This is a genomic window from Conexibacter woesei DSM 14684, assembly GCF_000025265.1.
GTDB classification, from domain to species: domain Bacteria; phylum Actinomycetota; class Thermoleophilia; order Solirubrobacterales; family Solirubrobacteraceae; genus Conexibacter; species Conexibacter woesei.
In genome coordinates this window covers 572,859-588,667 of sequence record NC_013739.1, presented here as the reverse complement: position 1 = coordinate 588,667, position 15,809 = coordinate 572,859, and the positions used below count along the sequence as shown (strand labels likewise).

Annotated in this window: 11 protein-coding genes; 5 read left to right on the top strand and 6 right to left on the bottom strand. The window is 71.5% G+C overall.

What is annotated here, in order from left to right; translation table 11 throughout:
- The first annotated feature begins 24 nt into the window (after positions 1 to 24).
- Positions 25 to 747 (top strand): sulfotransferase family protein, encoded by a 723-nt coding sequence (locus tag CWOE_RS02795; RefSeq protein ID WP_012932045.1) that lies wholly within the window; start codon positions 25 to 27, stop codon positions 745 to 747.
- Between the two features lie 28 nt (positions 748 to 775).
- On the opposite strand, the gene CWOE_RS30090 is transcribed toward CWOE_RS02795, so the two are convergent.
- Complete coding sequence (locus CWOE_RS30090) at positions 776 to 3,349, bottom strand: right-handed parallel beta-helix repeat-containing protein (protein ID WP_012932044.1); 2,574 nt, start codon at positions 3,347 to 3,349, stop codon at positions 776 to 778.
- A 223-nt stretch (positions 3,350 to 3,572) separates the two neighbouring features.
- Here CWOE_RS30090 and CWOE_RS02785 point away from each other — a divergent pair, with 223 nt between their 5' ends.
- Positions 3,573 to 4,310, top strand: coding sequence for a hypothetical protein (locus tag CWOE_RS02785; protein WP_012932043.1), 738 nt, complete (start codon positions 3,573 to 3,575; stop codon positions 4,308 to 4,310).
- Between the two features lie 29 nt (positions 4,311 to 4,339).
- On the opposite strand, the gene CWOE_RS02780 is transcribed toward CWOE_RS02785, so the two are convergent.
- The gene (locus CWOE_RS02780; protein ID WP_012932042.1) at positions 4,340 to 7,186 is read right to left on the bottom strand and encodes a helix-turn-helix transcriptional regulator; all 2,847 of its coding nucleotides are present in this window, start codon (positions 7,184 to 7,186) and stop codon (positions 4,340 to 4,342) included.
- Between the two features lie 274 nt (positions 7,187 to 7,460).
- Here CWOE_RS02780 and CWOE_RS30085 point away from each other — a divergent pair, with 274 nt between their 5' ends.
- Positions 7,461 to 7,997: a hypothetical protein gene (locus CWOE_RS30085; protein WP_012932041.1), complete on the top strand. Its 537-nt coding sequence runs from the start codon at positions 7,461 to 7,463 to the stop codon at positions 7,995 to 7,997.
- Positions 7,998 to 8,008: 11 nt separating this feature from the next.
- On the opposite strand, the gene CWOE_RS30080 is transcribed toward CWOE_RS30085, so the two are convergent.
- Together CWOE_RS30080 and CWOE_RS02760 are read right to left on the bottom strand one after the other, a co-directional pair.
- Complete coding sequence (locus CWOE_RS30080; protein ID WP_148260869.1) at positions 8,009 to 8,518, bottom strand: hypothetical protein; 510 nt, start codon at positions 8,516 to 8,518, stop codon at positions 8,009 to 8,011.
- A 23-nt stretch (positions 8,519 to 8,541) separates the two neighbouring features.
- The gene (locus tag CWOE_RS02760) at positions 8,542 to 10,755 is read right to left on the bottom strand and encodes an MMPL family transporter (RefSeq protein WP_012932039.1); all 2,214 of its coding nucleotides are present in this window, start codon (positions 10,753 to 10,755) and stop codon (positions 8,542 to 8,544) included.
- A 166-nt stretch (positions 10,756 to 10,921) separates the two neighbouring features.
- Between CWOE_RS02760 and CWOE_RS02755 the strand changes: the two genes are divergently transcribed.
- Both CWOE_RS02755 and CWOE_RS02750 read left to right on the top strand, forming a co-directional pair.
- Entirely contained in the window at positions 10,922 to 12,100 is a 1,179-nt protein-coding gene (locus CWOE_RS02755; RefSeq protein ID WP_049793161.1) for a sensor histidine kinase, read from the top strand.
- On the top strand, positions 12,097 to 12,759 hold the full coding sequence (locus CWOE_RS02750) for a response regulator (RefSeq protein ID WP_012932037.1): 663 nt from the start codon (positions 12,097 to 12,099) through the stop codon (positions 12,757 to 12,759). Before CWOE_RS02755 ends, CWOE_RS02750 begins: the two co-directional genes overlap by 4 nt.
- Before the next feature lie 61 nt (positions 12,760 to 12,820).
- On the opposite strand, the gene pntB is transcribed toward CWOE_RS02750, so the two are convergent.
- On the bottom strand, positions 12,821 to 14,269 hold the full coding sequence (gene pntB / locus CWOE_RS02745; RefSeq protein ID WP_012932036.1) for a Re/Si-specific NAD(P)(+) transhydrogenase subunit beta: 1,449 nt from the start codon (positions 14,267 to 14,269) through the stop codon (positions 12,821 to 12,823).
- Positions 14,270 to 14,272: 3 nt separating this feature from the next.
- On the bottom strand, positions 14,273 to 15,808 hold the full coding sequence (locus CWOE_RS02740; RefSeq protein WP_012932035.1) for a Re/Si-specific NAD(P)(+) transhydrogenase subunit alpha: 1,536 nt from the start codon (positions 15,806 to 15,808) through the stop codon (positions 14,273 to 14,275).
- Between the last annotated feature and the right edge of the window lies 1 nt (position 15,809).

The window sequence follows — 15,809 nt, the reverse complement described above, 5'->3', positions numbered from 1 at the left end:
GCTCGCACCACCAGGAGGAGACGCATGAAGCTGATTGGAGCGGGTCTGCCCCGCACCGCGACGACGACCCAGATGATCGCGCTCGAGATGCTGGGACTGCCCTGCTACCACATGCGCGACATGATGGCCGACCCGGCCACCAGCATCCCGCAATGGCGCAAGGCGTTCGAGGGCAACGGCGACTGGGACGCGCTGTTCGCCGGCAAGGAGTCGATCGTCGACTGGCCCGGCTCGTACCACTGGCGCGAGCTGATGGACGTCTACCCCGACGCCAAGGTGCTGCTGAGCGTCCGCTCGCCCGAGAGCTGGGTCGCGAGCATGCACAACACGATCGCGCAGATCTGGTTCGGCGACACGCTCATGCACCACCTTGCCATGGCGCAGTACCGCATCGATCCGCTCTACGCATCCTGGCTCGACGTCATGAACGACATGTGGACCAAGGCCGACATAATGGTCAAGAGCAGAGGCGACCCTGCGGAGATGGCCGCCGGGATGGAGCGCTGGAACCAGGACGTGATCGACACGGTTCCCGCCGACCGCCTGCTGGTCTGGAACCCCAAGGACGGCTGGGAGCCGCTCTGCGCGTTCCTGGAGCTCGACGTGCCGAGCCAGCCGCTGCCGAACGTGAACGACACCGAGAACTTCCAGAAGAACCTGATCATGCGGCCCGCGATCGACGCCATCAACAGATGGTGGGAGGAGAACGGCGGGCTCGCGGACAAGGTCCCGCAGCGCCCGGCGTAGCCGGACGCTGCGAGCCGGTCGGCGTGCCCTACGGCGCCTGGTCGGTCACGACGATCTCGTCGAGGTGGAGGGCGTCGCCGGCACCGCCGGTGGCGCCCCGGAGGTCGAGGTACGCGCTCGCGGCGGCGGCCGGCGCGGTCACGTTCGCCACGGCCGGGCGCCAGTCGCTCGTCGGCCCGTCGAGCGGCACCGCCGCGGTCTCGATCGTCGCGCCGCCGGCGTCGAGCCAGTGCACGCGCAGCGTCACCTTCGCGATCGTCCCGGAGCCCTGCTTGGCCCAGTAGCTGATGCGCTTCGCGCCGGGTCTGATTCTGAAGCCGGGCCAATTGCCGGCCGACACGCCCCAGCCCCACGGCGCGGTCACGCCGACCCGCATACTCCCGCTGCCGCGGTAGGCCTCCGTCGTGCTGGCAGCCACATCGGCCGAGTAGTGCGGCGCCCAGACGCCGAGGCCGCCCTCGAAGCCGGACGAGGCGGCGTTGAGCGCGTTGGGCGCGTCGCCGACGACGACGTCGTCGATGAACAGCGACTCGCCGGTCGCTCCGCGGCCGGTCAGGCGCACGATCGCGGTGCGCGTGCCGGTCGGCGCGTCGACCGCCGCCGAGACCTTGCTCCAGCTCGTCGTCAGCCCGTCGAGCGTGACGCTGTCCGAGCCGATCACCGTGTAGCCGGCGTCGAGCCACTTGACCGTCAGCGTCGGCCGCATGCTCGACGCGGCGCCGAGCTTGCCCCAGAAGCTGATCTGCTTGACGCCCTGGTCGGCTGCGACGCCGGGGAAGTTGTCGAGCGCGACCCCCCAGTCGGGCCCGCTGAGGTTGACGCGCAGGCTGTGTCTGCCCGCGTGCGCCTCGGTCGCGACGCGCTCGATCGTGGACGAGTACCACGCACGCCAGGCGCCGATCGATCCCTCCAGCGAGGAGGTGTCGGCGTCGAGGTGGTTGGCGGGCGGCTCGGGATCGGGGTCCGGGCCGGGACCGGGGCCAGGGCCGGGATCTCTCGGATCGCCGTCGAACGTGCTGCCGGCGTCCTGGCCGTAGGGCGCGGCCTGCCATCTCGTGAACCCGACGGTGCCGCCCCAGCCGACGGCGAAGCGCCAGTCGCCGACGTACGCGTTGTCGTAGAAGCGGTTGCCGTTCTCGAACATCACGTCGTCCTGGATGCCGCGCACCGTGTACGGCGACCATCTCATGTTGTCGTCGCCCTGCGCGTAGAGCGCCTGTGCACCGCAGTAGTCGCCGGCGCAGGGCACGACCCTGTCGTCGAAGTGGAACGCGTTGTCGTGGACCTTGATCTCACGCGAGCGCCAGCGGCAGTCCGTCAGGAAGGGCTCCTGCGCGACGTTCGTGTAGCACGGATGCTCCGCGTGGATCGGGTTCGGGTACTCCTCGTTGCGCCCCTCTCTCGGGATCAGCGTCGGTCTGACGAACGGCGTGCAGTAGCCCGTGCTCGTGTTGCCGTTCGAGTTGCAGAAGCGGTTGGCGTTCTCGTAGATCGACACGCCCGAGTAGTTGTCCTCGAACGAGTTCTCGTAGATGCGCAGCTCGGGCGCGCCGCTGACCGCGCTGGGCAGCCGCGCGTCACCGCCCGACTCCGACAGGTAGATCGCCGCGCCGGGAGAGCCGGTGTTCCGTCTGCCGCTGACCCACGCGTTGCGACGGATCGTGTTGTGACGGATCGTCGCGTTGTAGCTGATCTCGTACCAGATGCCCTCACCGTCGTTGTCCTCGATCAGGTTGCCCTCGAACAGGAAGTCGATGTTGTTCGTGTCCGCCCACAGGCCGGTGCCGCGGTTGTCGTAGACCCAGTTGCGGGTGACCCGCGCGCCCTTGACGTCCCAGAACTTGCCGCCGCCGGTGCAGCCGCAGCCGCGGTCCAGTCTCTCCCAGTCGTCGGTGTTGTTGCCCGTGATCTCGTTGCGGTCGAGCACGATGTCGGTGATCGCCGACTGACCCTCGATCGGCAGCTTGAACATGCTGAAGCCGTACTGCCCGTTGTCCTTCAGGCAGTTGTTGCGGACGACGTTGCCCGAGCCGAGCATGACGCCGGCGCCGTCGTTGTCGCTGATCGTGTTGTTCTCGACGCGCCAGTCGCTGCCGGAGTCGTGGTTGACGACGCCCGCGTTCTGGTTCTCGAGGCCGCTGCCGAAGTTGCGGATCGTCAGGTGTCTGATCGTGACGCCGGAGGCGAACCCGGTGAACGCGTAGCGGTTGACGTTCTGGCCGTCGAGGACCGCGCCCGGCGCGCCGACGAACGTCGCGCCTTCGCCGGCGACGATGTTCGCGAAGGGCGCGGCGGTGAGCGTGTGCCGCCCGGGCGCGAACCAGTACGTGGCCCCGGGCGTGCGGAAGTTGACCGAGCTGTTGTCGCCCGCGGGCACAGTGATCGCGCCGGCGGGAGGCGTGCTGGGGCCGCTGAGGAGACCGTCGTTGCCGCAGACGCGGACGGGCGGCTCCGACGGCCAGGGCGTGGCCTGGGCGCGCGCCGCATCGGCGGCGGATCCGTACAGGAGGAGGCACAGCGCCACGAGCGCCGGCACGGCGACGCGCGCCGCGGCCGCCCGCCGGACGCGCGCGAAGGGGTGGTTCTCGTCCGTGATGTTCAACCCGGTCTCCCGTCTCGATGTGCGCTCTGCAGCGCCATGGTCCTGTGGCGCGTCCACGCTATCGAAGGCGCAGGCGCAGGCGAGCGCGCCTGGCCCGATGGCCGATGTCTGACTCTCGGGGTCGACTTAAGGGTCGGGTCCCCGTAGCGCGCCCACGCCGCTGCGACGGATAGTGGGCGGCGATGAACGTCTGCCCCGTTCCCAACCGTCAGCAGGTGCGCACATGCCCCTCCATTCACGTCTGTCGTGCAGGGTCGGGGTCGTCGCGGCGGCCGCAGCCCTGCTCGCCGGAGCGCCGTCCGCGTCCGCGACCAGAGCGACCGTCAACGCAAAGGCGATGCCGCAGAACGCTCCACCCGGCACGCCCCTCACGCTTGTCGCCAGCGCGACGCTGTCGCCCGACCTTCCCGGCCAGTCGATGACGCTCACCGCAGCCGACGTGCGCTTCCCCGACCACGTGACGATCAACAGACGCCTGTTCCCCGTCTGCCGCGCCGCGACGATCAACGCCGCACGCGGGAGATTCACCAACTGCCCGGCCGGGTCGCGCATCGGCGGCGGCTCGTTCCGTGCCGACGTGCCGGGCGCAGATGTCTTCAACGTGCCGGGCAGACTCACGATCTTCAACGGCGGCGAGGGGTTGGTCACCGCACACGTCTACGCGACGAACCCGGTGCTCGTCAGCGAGGCGTTCGAGTGCCGGCTCGTGAGAACGAGCGGCAGATTCGGCTACAGACTGAACATCGAGATCCCGTACAGACTGCAAGAGATCTCCGAGGGCTGGTTCGCCGAGGTGCGGACGCTCAACTTCACCGTCGGCGCGAAGACCAAGGTCAGAGGCAGGACGCGAGGCTTGATAGAAGCGGAGAGATGGGACGACAACGTGCCGTTCGCGGTCTCGTTCAGCTTCCTGAGAGAGAGCGCACCGGTGACGGTGAACGGGCTCCTCGACTGGAAGTGAAGAACCGGCGTCGCGTCCGTGCAATCCCCTCAATCGGGCGCGACGCCGGACTTCGCGGGTTCGCCGAGGGCCGCTGGCAGTTGCCGGCGTGAGCGGATTCCGAGTTTGTCGTAGACCGAGCTGAGGTGGGTCTCGATCGTCTTGACGGTCAGGAATCGCGTCTGCGCGATCTGCAGGTTCGTCATCCCGCTTGCGGCAAGCTCGGCTACGCGTCGCTCGCTCGGGGTGAGTGACTCGACTCCGATCGGCGTGTAGCGGCGCACCCTCTCGCCGGTGGCCGCGAGCTCGTCGTGCGCGCGACGGGCAAGGCTCGCGGCGCCGCAGCGGCGCGCGAGCTCGAGCGCTTCGCGCAGCGGTGGGCGCGCGTCCACGCGTCGCCGGGCTCGGCGCAGAGCCGCGCCGAGCTCGGTGAGCGCCTCCGCTCGCGCGAGCCGTGCGGGCGACCGGTCGAGCATGGCGACCGCTTCCTCGAGCGCCGTGATCCGGGCGCTGCCGTCGAGCGTCGCCGCCTGCACGCGCAGTGCGGACGCGACGAGCACCGGAGCGCCCCACCGCCGCGCGCGTGTGAGCGCCGCGTCTGCCAGCGTTCGCGCACGCTCGCGATCGTCGAGCGCCGTGGCGACGCGCGCGACGCAGATGTACACCGGTGGCGCGGGCGCTCCAATCACCCCCCAGCCGACCGCGAAGCGCTCCAGCGTCTCGAAATCGGCGGCGGCCTCTTCGAAACGTCCCTGCGCGAAGCGGAGCTGCCCGCGAGCGAACAGCCACAGCACGAACACAAAGGCGTTGGGCATCCCTCCGCTCATGCCGCTGGCCTCGACCTCAGCCTCGGCTGCCGCAAGCTCCCCGCGCGCGACGAGGAGGCTGGTGAGCGTGGCCCGCAGGGGCAGCAGGGCGTACCGCAGCTTGCCGAGGCGTGCGACCTCGAGTGCCTGACGCATGTCCGCGTCCGCCGCCGGAAGGTCACCGCGAGCCCACGCGACCCCGGAGCTCATCCACCACGAAGCGACGAGCTCCGGCGTCGCGCCGCGCTGTCGCGCCATCGCGAGTGCCCGTTTGACGGCGCGGTCGGCGAGGCGTACCTCGTCAGCGAGAAGCAACGCAAGGACCGGGCGGCCGGGGGCGAAGAACTCCGGCTGCTCGACGAAGATGCGGCCGTCGTGAGCAAGCGCGCGCCGGGCGGCCTCTGTCGCGTCGAGGGCGGTTCCGTCGAACGCGTGCCATTCCGACTCGTAGGCGGCCAGCAGGCGCCCACACGGGCTGTCGGGCGGGATCCCTGCGCTGTACCGTGCCAACTGCGCTCGCGTGGCGAGCAGTGTGCGCGGCGTGACCAGGCTCAGCTGCGCCTCCAGGCGGAACGCGTGCTCAACGTCGCCCTCAGCGTTCGCGACCTCGATCGCGCGTTCCAGCAGCGGTGCCGCACCGTCGACGCGACCGTTGAGGATCATCCACACGGTGACCTTGACGCCCCACCGCAGCCGCAGGCTCGGATTGCGCTCCATCTCTGCCAGCACCTCGGGGAGCAGCGCCGCAAACAGCGTCCGGTCGGGCGCGCGAATGCCCGCGATCATGAGCGAGTTGAGGATCACGACCCGCAGGTCCTCCGGCGCCGGCTCATGCAGTGCCCGCGTCAGATAGGCGATCGCCGAACGCGGCGCACCGCTCGAGAGCGCAGCCCTGCCCGCCTCCAGCAGCGTCTCGACCGTCTCGCGCGCACCGCGCGCGTCGGTCGCCACCAAGTGTGCCGCGAGCTGCTGCGGACTTGCACCGCGTGCACGCAGCAGCTCCACTGCGCGGACATGCGCCGCCGCACGCTCGCCGGCCGGCAGCTCGACGTCGAGCGCCGTGCGCACCAGCGGGTGAACGAACCGCAGCGTCGCGTCCCGGTCGAGGATCGCCGCGGCACGCAGCTCGTCGGCCGCGCGCGCGGCGACCGCCTCATCGAGCCCGGCCAACTCGGCCGTGAGGAGACCATCGGCGCCGTCGCCGAGCACGACGACGGCTCGCGCGACTGCCTGGGCCTCGCGAGAGAGCCGCGCCAGGCGCACGAGCACAGTGCGCGTGACACGCTCCGGCGCGAGCTCGCGCACATGCGACGCCTGCGCAACGGCAGGATCGATCCGCTCGGCCGCGAGCGTGCGCGCCAGCTCACCCAGCAGAAAGGGATTGCCGCCGCTGACCTCGTGACAGGCCGCGGCGAACGCTTCCTCCGGCTCGTGCTCCAACTCGTCGGCGAGCAGTGCCGTCGTGGCACGCGGGCTGAGCGGATGCGGCGTGAGCCGCCGCGCCAGCGAGTCGGTCGCGATCCGCGCGAGACTGCGCTCGGCCCCGGGCTCGTCGCGGCGGCACGCGACGACGAGCAGCACCGGCAACTCCTCGAGCCGCGGCAGCAGGAAGCCGAGGAAGTCGAGCGACGCCGCATCGGACCAGTGCGCATCGTCGACCGCGAGCAGCAGCGGCTGCTGGGCGGCGAACGCCGCGGTCAGCCAGTACAAGCCGTGCAGGACGGCGAAGGTGTCGGCCGCCGGCTCCGCCGGCGGCGCGTCGGGGTCGGTCGCCTCGACCGCGCTGCGCGCCGAGCCGGCCGCGCCCTCGAAGAGCACCGCGCGCGCCGGCGCTGCGAGTGCCGCGAGTGCCGGCTCGAACAGCTGGCGCGCGAGAGCGAACGGGAAGTCGCGTTCCAGCTCCGTCGCGCGCGCGGCGAGCACCCGCATGCCGGCCGCGCGGCCGCGGTCGCGCGCGGCGAGCAGCAGGCGCGTCTTGCCGAGCCCGGCGGCGGCCTCCACGACCGCGAGACGCCCACCGCCAGCACATACCTCCACGACCATCGCGTCGAGCTCCGCGAGCTCACGCTCACGCTCGAACAGCGCGCTCATCCGGTCTCGCGTTCGGCCTTGGGTTGCTGACCACGAGCGACCGGCGCGCCGCCTGGAGACGTGTGACACACGAGAGATAGCGTGCCACTAAGCGGTCGATTGACGCGTCGGTCGTGGCACGCACCTCCCGGACACCGAGGCGCGCTAGACCGCAAAACAGTTCGACTATTTGCGTATATCCTGTTCGCTTGACAGGCGTCTACGGACCGTCCGGCTCCGCATCGAAGTTGGCGCATCCGCACGGGCGACGCAGAACCACCCCAAGGGGGGAAGCATGGCTTCGAAGCAGACTGGCCGCGGGCGCAGGACGATCGCGCTGCTGGCGGCGAGCGCCACCGTCGCCGCCTGCGCGTCGACCGTCGGCGCGGGCAGCGCCGCCGCGGTCACCAACTGCGACGGGCTGACCGCGGTCACCTTCAGCCCGGGGATCACGTTCACGCCCGCGCCCGCGTCGCTGACGACGGGCACCGTCCTCGCAAGATGCATATCGACCGACCGCCCGGACATCACCGGCGGGACGAGCGACGGAGCGCTGCCGAGCGGGCAACGCAGCTGTCTCAACCCCCTGATCGGCGGCAGACGAACCCGCACCTACAGATGGAACACCGGCGAGACCAGCACCATCGACTACGTCGACAACGCCAGCTACGTCGCCGGCAACATCGTCGTCGAACAACTCGGCACCGTCGTCTCCGGCCCGTTCAGAGGCCAAGGGACCTCGGGAACGATCGTCCTCACCGGCAACTTCCCCGCCTGCCTCACGACCGGCCTCACGAGCGTGAGCGGACCGCACGTGCTGGCGATCCTGTGAGCTCGCGGGATTCAGGGTGTGATCGTCAGGGTGGCGAGGCCGCTCGAACTGGCGACGCCGGTCGTGCTGCACGCCAGCGGGGTGGCGCCGACCACCAGGTCGACGACCACGATGTGGCCGCCCGCGAAGTCGCCGCCGGTGACGTCCCCGATGAGCGTCAGCTCGACGACGCCGCCGGTCAGCAGCTGCGGATAGCTGTCGACGATCACGTCGCTCGTGGTGCCGGTGCTCCACGCGATCGTGAGCGGGACGTTCATCGTGCCGCCCAGGAGACTGGTGCACGTCCGCGGCGCCGGGGGCGCCGTCCTTGTCATCGTCCCGGTGCGCACGCCCGACAGGCCGACGCACGGCCCGTAGTTGTCGGTGTACGTCACCCCGACCGGCTGCGGCGTGTTGGTCAGCGGCGGCGTGAAGGTGCCCGCCGAGTTTCCGACCGGGCACGACAGCAGGGGCGTGGCACCAGCGCTCGAGACCGCCGCCGCGAGCATCAGCGCGAGCGCCATCGACAGTGCGATTCCCAAGGCACGACGCATGACGCCAGCTATTACACCATCTTCTTGTCGACAGCGAGGGTGCCGGGCTCGGCGGGCTCGACGGGACGCGGGGGGCCGAACCGCCGCGTCAGCTGCTCGCCCTCGACGTCGACGCGCGGGAGCACGCGGTCGAGCCAGCGCGGAAGCCACCAGGCTCGCTCGCCGAGCACCGCCATCAGCGCCGGGATCAGCGTCATCCGCACGACGAACGCGTCGACGAGGATCCCGAACGCGAGCGCGAATCCGACCGACTTGATGACCGCGTCTCTCTCGACGATGAAGCTCGCGAAGACCGCGGTCATGATCAGCGCGGCGCCGGTGACGACGCGCGCGGAGTGGCGGAAGCCATCCGTGACCGCCCGCGTCGGCGTCGCGCCGTGGACGTGCTCCTCGCGCATGCGCGTGACGAGGAAGACCTGGTAGTCCATCGCGAGCCCGAACAGGATCCCGATGATCAGGACCGGCATCAGCGACATGATCGGCCCCTCCTGCGCGACGCCGAGCAGGTCGGCCGCGAAGCCGTTCTGGAAGACGGCGACGACGGCGCCGAACGCCGCGCCGATCGTCAGCAGGAACCCGCCGACCGCGGTCAGCGGCACCAGCACGGAGCGGAACGCGATCGCCAGCAGCAGGAACGCCAGCCCGACGATCACCGCGAGGTACGGCAGGAGCGCGTCCGAGAGCCGCTGCGAGACGTCGATGTTGACCGCCGTCGTGCCGGTCAGCAGCACGTCGGCGCCGACCTCCGGCCCGAGTGTGTCGGCCCGGTCGCGGACGTCCTCGACGAGCTGCTTCGTCGCCTCGCTCGACGGCCCGCTGCGCGGCACGAGCGAGATGATCGCGGTGTCGCCGGCTCTGTTGAGCAGCGGTCTGGCGACGCTCTCGACGTCGTCGTGGCGTCTCAGGTCGACCGCGACCGCGTCCGCCGCGCGCGCCGCCGCGCCGCCCTCCCCGGCGTCGACGACGATCGTCAGCGGCCCGTTGAAGCCGGGCCCGAACGCGTCGGTCAGCAGGTCGTAGGCCTTGCGGTTGGTGTCCTGCGGCGCCGCCGTCGAGTCGTCCGGCAGGCCGAGCCGCATGTCGAGCATCGGAATCGCGCAGGCGCCGAGCGCGATCGTGCAGAGCGCGAGCGCGGGCCAGCGGCGGCGGACGACGAGCGCCGCCCAGCGCGCGCCGAGCGTCGGGCGCTGCGCGCGCTCGCCGGTCTCGAAGTTCTTGCCGCGCAGCAGCCGCGTGCCGGCGAAGCCGAACAGCGCGGGCACGAGCGTCAGCGCGACCGCCACCGCGATCACGACGGCGGCCGCGGCCGCGAGCCCCATCGACGTCAGGAACGGGATGTTCACGACGGCGAGCGCGGCGAGCGCGATCACGACCGTCGCGCCGGCGAAGACGACGGCGCTGCCGGCGGTGCCGGCGGCGCGTCCGGCCGACTCCTCCGGGTCCATGCCGGTGAACAGCTGCGCGCGGTGGCGCGCGAGGATGAACAGCGCGTAGTCGATCCCGACCGCGAGGCCGAGCATCATCGCAAGCGTCGAGACGTTCGAGTTGAGATCGACGAAGCCGGACATCGCGGTGATGCCCATCAGCGAGATCGCGACGCCGATCACCGCCGTCAGCAGCGGCAGCCCGGCGGCGAGAAGCGAGCCGAACGTGATCGCCAGCACGAGCGCCGCGACGCCGACGCCGGCCAGCTCGGCGATCCCGCCCTCACCGCCGCCGTCGGGGGCGGCCGCGCCGCCGAACTCGACCTGCAGCCCAGCATCCCGCGCCGCCGCCCCGGCGCGCCCGGCGACGTCCTCGCGCATCTCGGCGTCGACGTCGTCCTCCGGCACGCCCCACGTCACCTGAGCGAGCGCGACGCGGCCGTCTCTGGAGACGAGGCCGGCGGCGAACGGGTCCGCGGTGTCGATCACCTCCGGCGCTCTGGCGACGTCGGCGAGCGCGGCCTCGATCGCCGCTCTGCGCTCGCCGCCGGTCAGCCGCTCGCCCTCTGGAGCGGCGAAGACGATCCGGCCGTCGGCGCCGTTGGCGTCCGGCAGGCGCTTGTCGAGCAGGTCGTTCGCCTGCTGGGACTCGGTCCCGGGCGTCGAGAAGGTCTCGTTCGTCGAGCCGCTGAGCGTGGCTGCCGCGGCGATCGCGCCGACGAGCAGCACGACCCAGGTGGCGAGCACGAGCCGGCGGCGGCGGTACGCCGCTCGGCCGAGCCTGTAGAAGGCGGTAGCCATGATGTCCTTCGCGTCGAGGTGGTCCGTCGGTGGGGCTCGTTCCACCTTGGAGCCCGGCGCGCGCGCCGGCGACCGCCCGAGGGAGTGTTCGCTGCGGCACCTTCTGCGCTGGTCGCCTGCTCCTTTCGGAGCAGGCGCCGGGAGCGCGAGCGCCTAGGCTGTGGATGTGTCGAGGATCCGCGCGCTCGCCGATCGGATGACCGAGGTCCGCGCCGCCCCACGGGCGGTCGACGCCGCCTGGGCGGCGGGGGTCGCGAGCGCCTGCCTGCTGCTGCTGGCGCTGCACATCGACAGCACCGGCCCCTCCGAGCTGCTCGCGGTCGCGCTGACCGTCGGCGCCTGCGCCCCGCTGGCGCTGCGGCGGACGCTGCCGGCGCTGGCCGCGATCGCCTCGCTGGCGCTCGGAATCGCGCTCGCGCTGCTCGGCTACGGCGGCGCCGCGTACGTCGTCGCGCTGCTGCTCGTCGTCCACGCCGCGATCGTCAGCGACCGCGAGCAGGCGGTCGTGCTCGGCCTGCTCACGAGCGCCGCGACGATGGCGCTCGCGATCCGCGAGTCGGACGACCAGGTGCTGCTCGCCGCGTTCGCCGGCGGCGTCGCCGGAATCGTGCCGGCGCTGTTCGGCGACGCGATCCGCAACGAGCGCGGCCGGGCTCAGGCGGCGCACGAGCTGGCGCGCCGCGTCGAGGAGCGGCGCGACCGCGACGTCGAGCGCGCCGTGACCGAGGAGCGGCTGCGGATCGCGCGCGACGTGCACGACGTGACCGGCCACCACCTCAGCGCGATCTCGCTGCAGGCGGCCGGCGCGAGCCGGACGACGGAGGATCCGATCGCGCGCGCGGCGCTCGCTCGGATCCACGAGGCGACGGCCGCGGCGCTCGGCCAGACGAGACACGCGCTCGGGATCCTCAAGCAGACCGGGCCGGCGGAGCTCTCGCCGCCGCCGCGGCTGGAGCACGTCGAGCGGCTGCTGGAGCCGGCGCGCGAGGCCGGGCTGACGGTCGACGTCGAGGTGCGCGGCGAGCGGCGAGCGCTCCCCGACGCGGTCGAGCTGTGCGCCTACCGGGTGCTGCAGGAGGCGCTCACGAACGTCGTCCGGCACGCGCGCGCGAGCCGCGTCGTGGTGACGACGGCATACCTGCCGCGCAACCTCGTCGTGAGCGTCGAGGACGACGGCATCGGAAGCGACACCGACGGCGGCGCGCCGGAGCCGCCTGCGGGCGGCCACGGGATCCCTGGCATGCGCGAGCGCGCCGCGCTCGCCGGCGGACGGCTGGAGGTCGGGCCGACGGCGCCGCACGGCTGGCGCGTGCGCGCCGACCTGCCGCTCGGGGAGGTCGCGTGAGCATCCGCGTCGTCGTCGCCGACGACCAGCCGATCGCGCGGCAGGGGCTGCGGATGATCCTCGAGAGCGAGCCGGACCTGGAGGTCGTCGGCGAGGCGGTCGACGGGCTCGACGCGATCGGCCAGGTCGAGCGGCGCAGACCGGACCTCGTGCTGATGGACATCCGGATGCCGCGGATGGATGGGCTGGAGGCGACGCGCCGGCTGCGCGCGGTCACGGGCGTCGAGGTGATCGTCGTGACGACGTTCGACCTCGACGAGTACGTCCTCGACGCGCTGCGCGCCGGCGCCGTCGGCTTCCTCGTGAAGGACTCGGCGCCGGAGCGGATCGTCGACGCGGTGCGCTCGGTCGCACGCGGCGACGCGCTGATCTCGCCGGAGGTCACGCGCCGCCTGCTGGAGCAGTTCGTCAGTGCCGCGCCGGCGCGCGCCGGCGACGCGACGCTGGCGGAGCTGACGCCCCGCGAGCGCGACGTGCTGCTGGGGATCGCCGCCGGCCGCTCAAACGCTGAGATCGCCGCCCTCCTCCAGCTGGAGGAGAGCACCGTCAAGGGCCACGTCGGCCGCATGCTCGCCAAGCTCGGCCTCCACAGCCGCGTGCAGGCGGTCATCTACGCGTACGAGACCGGCCTCGTCACACCCAGCCGCGGTGGTGGTTGAGCAGGGGCCGCGCCGCGGGGCGGTCGCCGCACGCGACCACCCCTCAGCTGACGGCGTTCCGTCAGGCCGGGACGCGCTCGGCGGCGAGCGCGCCGACGATCTCGTCGACCTTCGTCTTCGCGTCGCCGAACAGCATCTGCGCGTTCTCGCGGAAGAACAGCGGGTTCTGGACGCCGGCGTAGCCGGATGCCATCGAGCGCTTGAAGACGATCACGTTGCTCGCCTCCCACACCTTCAGCACGGGCATGCCCGCGATCGGGCTGCTCGGGTCCTCGGTGGCCGCCGGGTTGACCGTGTCGTTGGCGCCGATCACGAGGACGACGTCGGTGTCGGCGAAGTCGTCGTTGACCTCGTCCATCTCGAGCACGATGTCGTACGGCACCTTCGCCTCGGCGAGCAGCACGTTCATGTGACCCGGGAGGCGGCCGGCGACCGGGTGGACGCCGAAGCGGACGTCGATGCCGCGGTCGCGCAGCTGACGGGTCAGCTCCGCGACCGGGTACTGGGCCTGCGCGACCGCCATGCCGTAGCCGGGCGTGATGATGACCGAGCTGGCTTCGGTCAGCAGCTCAGCCGCGCTGGCCGCGTCGATCTCCCGGTGCTCGCCATAGTCGGTGTCGGCCGAGGCCGGGGCCTCGATGCCGAAGCCGCCCGCGATCACGGAGATGAACGAGCGGTTCATCGCCTGGCACATGATGTAGGAGAGATAGGCACCGGAGGAGCCCACGAGCGCCCCGGTCACGATCAGGAGGTCGTTGTTGAGCAGGAAGCCCGAGGCTGCCGCCGCCCAGCCCGAGTAGGAGTTGAGCATCGAGACGACGACCGGCATGTCGCCGCCGCCGATCGAGGCGACGAGGTGCCAGCCGAGCGCGAGCGCGAGCACGGTGACCGCGATCAGCAGCGGGAGGCTCGGCGAGATCACGAAGATGACCGTCAGCACGACGAACGCCGCGAGCGCGCCGAGGTTGAGGTAGTTCTTGCCCGGCAGCATCAGCGGCGCCGACTTCATTCTCGCCGACAGCTTCAGGTAGGCGACGATCGAGCCGGTGAGGGTCACCGCGCCGATGAAGACCCCGATGAAGACCTCGGCGTTGTGGATGTCGAGCAGCGAGCCGACGAGCTCGTGGTGGTCGCCGTTCTCGACGGCGAAGTAGCCGTTCCAGCCGACGAGCACGGCCGCGAGGCCGACAAAGCTGTGCAGCAGCGCGATCAGCTCGGGCATGCCGGTCATCTCGACGACGCGGGCCCGCCAGAGACCGATGCAGGCGCCGATCGCGACCGCGACGACGAGCAGGACGACCGCGACCGCCTCAGCGTGCTCGGTCGCGACGCCGATCGTCGCTGCCAGCGCGATCGCCATGCCGGCGATCCCGAACGCGACGCCCTGTCGGGCCGTCTCGTGTCTCGACAGCCCGGCGAGCGAGAGGATGAACAGCAGCGCGGCGACGATGTAGGACGCCGTCGCGATCGACTGCGCGTCGATGGAGCCGATGATGAGAGATGCGGTCATGGATCAGCCTCTGTTGAACATGCCGAGCATGCGCCGGGTCACGGCGAAGCCGCCGAAGACGTTGATCGACGCGAACAGGATCGCGACCGTCGCGAGCACGCGGATGACGGTGTCGTCCTGCTCGCCGAGTTGGAGCATCGCGCCGACGACGATGATGCCTGAGATCGCGTTGGTGACCGACATCAGCGGCGTGTGCAGCGCGTGGTGGACCTTGCCGATCACGTAGTAGCCGACGACGACGGCCAGCATCAGCACGGTGAAGTGGCTCGGCAGCGGGTCGGGTGCGAACGCGTTGACCGCCCACAGCGCGAGCAGCCCGACGGCGATCGGGGCGTATCTGACCCACGCCGGGCGCGGCGCCTTGGCCGGCGCTGCCTCGACGGCTCTCGCCGACTCGGATCTCGCGGCCGGCGCGGCGGAGACCTGCACCGGGGGCGGCGGCCAGGTTCTCTCGCCGTCGCGCACGACCGTCATCGAGCGCTGGACGACGTCGTCGAAGTCGAGTCTGACCTGCCCGTCTCTCTCCGGCGTCAGCAGCTTCATCAGGTTCACGAGGTTCGTGCCGTAGAGCTGCGACGCCTGCGCGGGCAGGCGGCCGGCGAGGTCGGTGTAGCCGATGATCGTGACGCCGTTGTCGGTCACGATCGCCTTGCCGGCGACCGAGCCCTCGACGTTGCCGCCCATCGACGCGGCCATGTCGACGATCACCGAGCCCGATCTCATCAGCGCGACCTGCTCGGCGGTCATCAGCGTCGGCGCCGGGCGGCCGGGGATCAAGGCCGTCGTGATGATGATGTCGACGTCTTTCGCCTGCTCGGTGTACAGCTCGGCGGCGAGGCGGTTGTAGTCGTCGCTCGTCGCTCTCGCGTAGCCGTCACTGGAGACTTCCAGCTCCATCACCGAGAGGAACTCGCCGCCGAGCGATCTCACCTGGTCGGCGACCTCGGGACGCGGGTCGGTCGCGCGCACGATCGCGCCGAGGCTGTTGGCGGCGCCGATCGCGGCGAGCCCGGCGACGCCGGCGCCCGCGATCAGCACCTTCGCCGGCGGGACCTTGCCGGCGGCCGTCACCTGGCCGGTGAAGAAGCGCCCGAAGACGTGCGCGGCCTCGATCACGGCGCGGTAGCCGGCGATGTTCGCCATGCTGGAGAGGACGTCGAGCGACTGCGCGCGGCTGATGCGCGGCACGGCGTCCATCGCGAGCGCGGTGATCGGCCGCTGCGCGAGCGCGTCGACCAGCTCCGGTCTGAGCGCGGGCGCGAGCAGCGCGACGATCGTCGCGCCGTCCTTCAGCTTCGCGATCTCGTCGACGGTCGGGCCGTTGACGCGGAACACGACATCGGCCTGCCACGCCTGCTCGGCGGACCCGACGGCCGCTCCCGCCGACGCGTACGCGTCGTCGTCGAAGCTGGAGAGCACACCGGCCCCCGCCTCGACCACGACGTCATAGCCGAGTCCCACAAGCTGTCTGAGCGTTGCGGGGGTAGCGGCGACGCGTGTCTCCCCGGCGTTGGTCTCGCGGGGCACTCCGATGAGCATC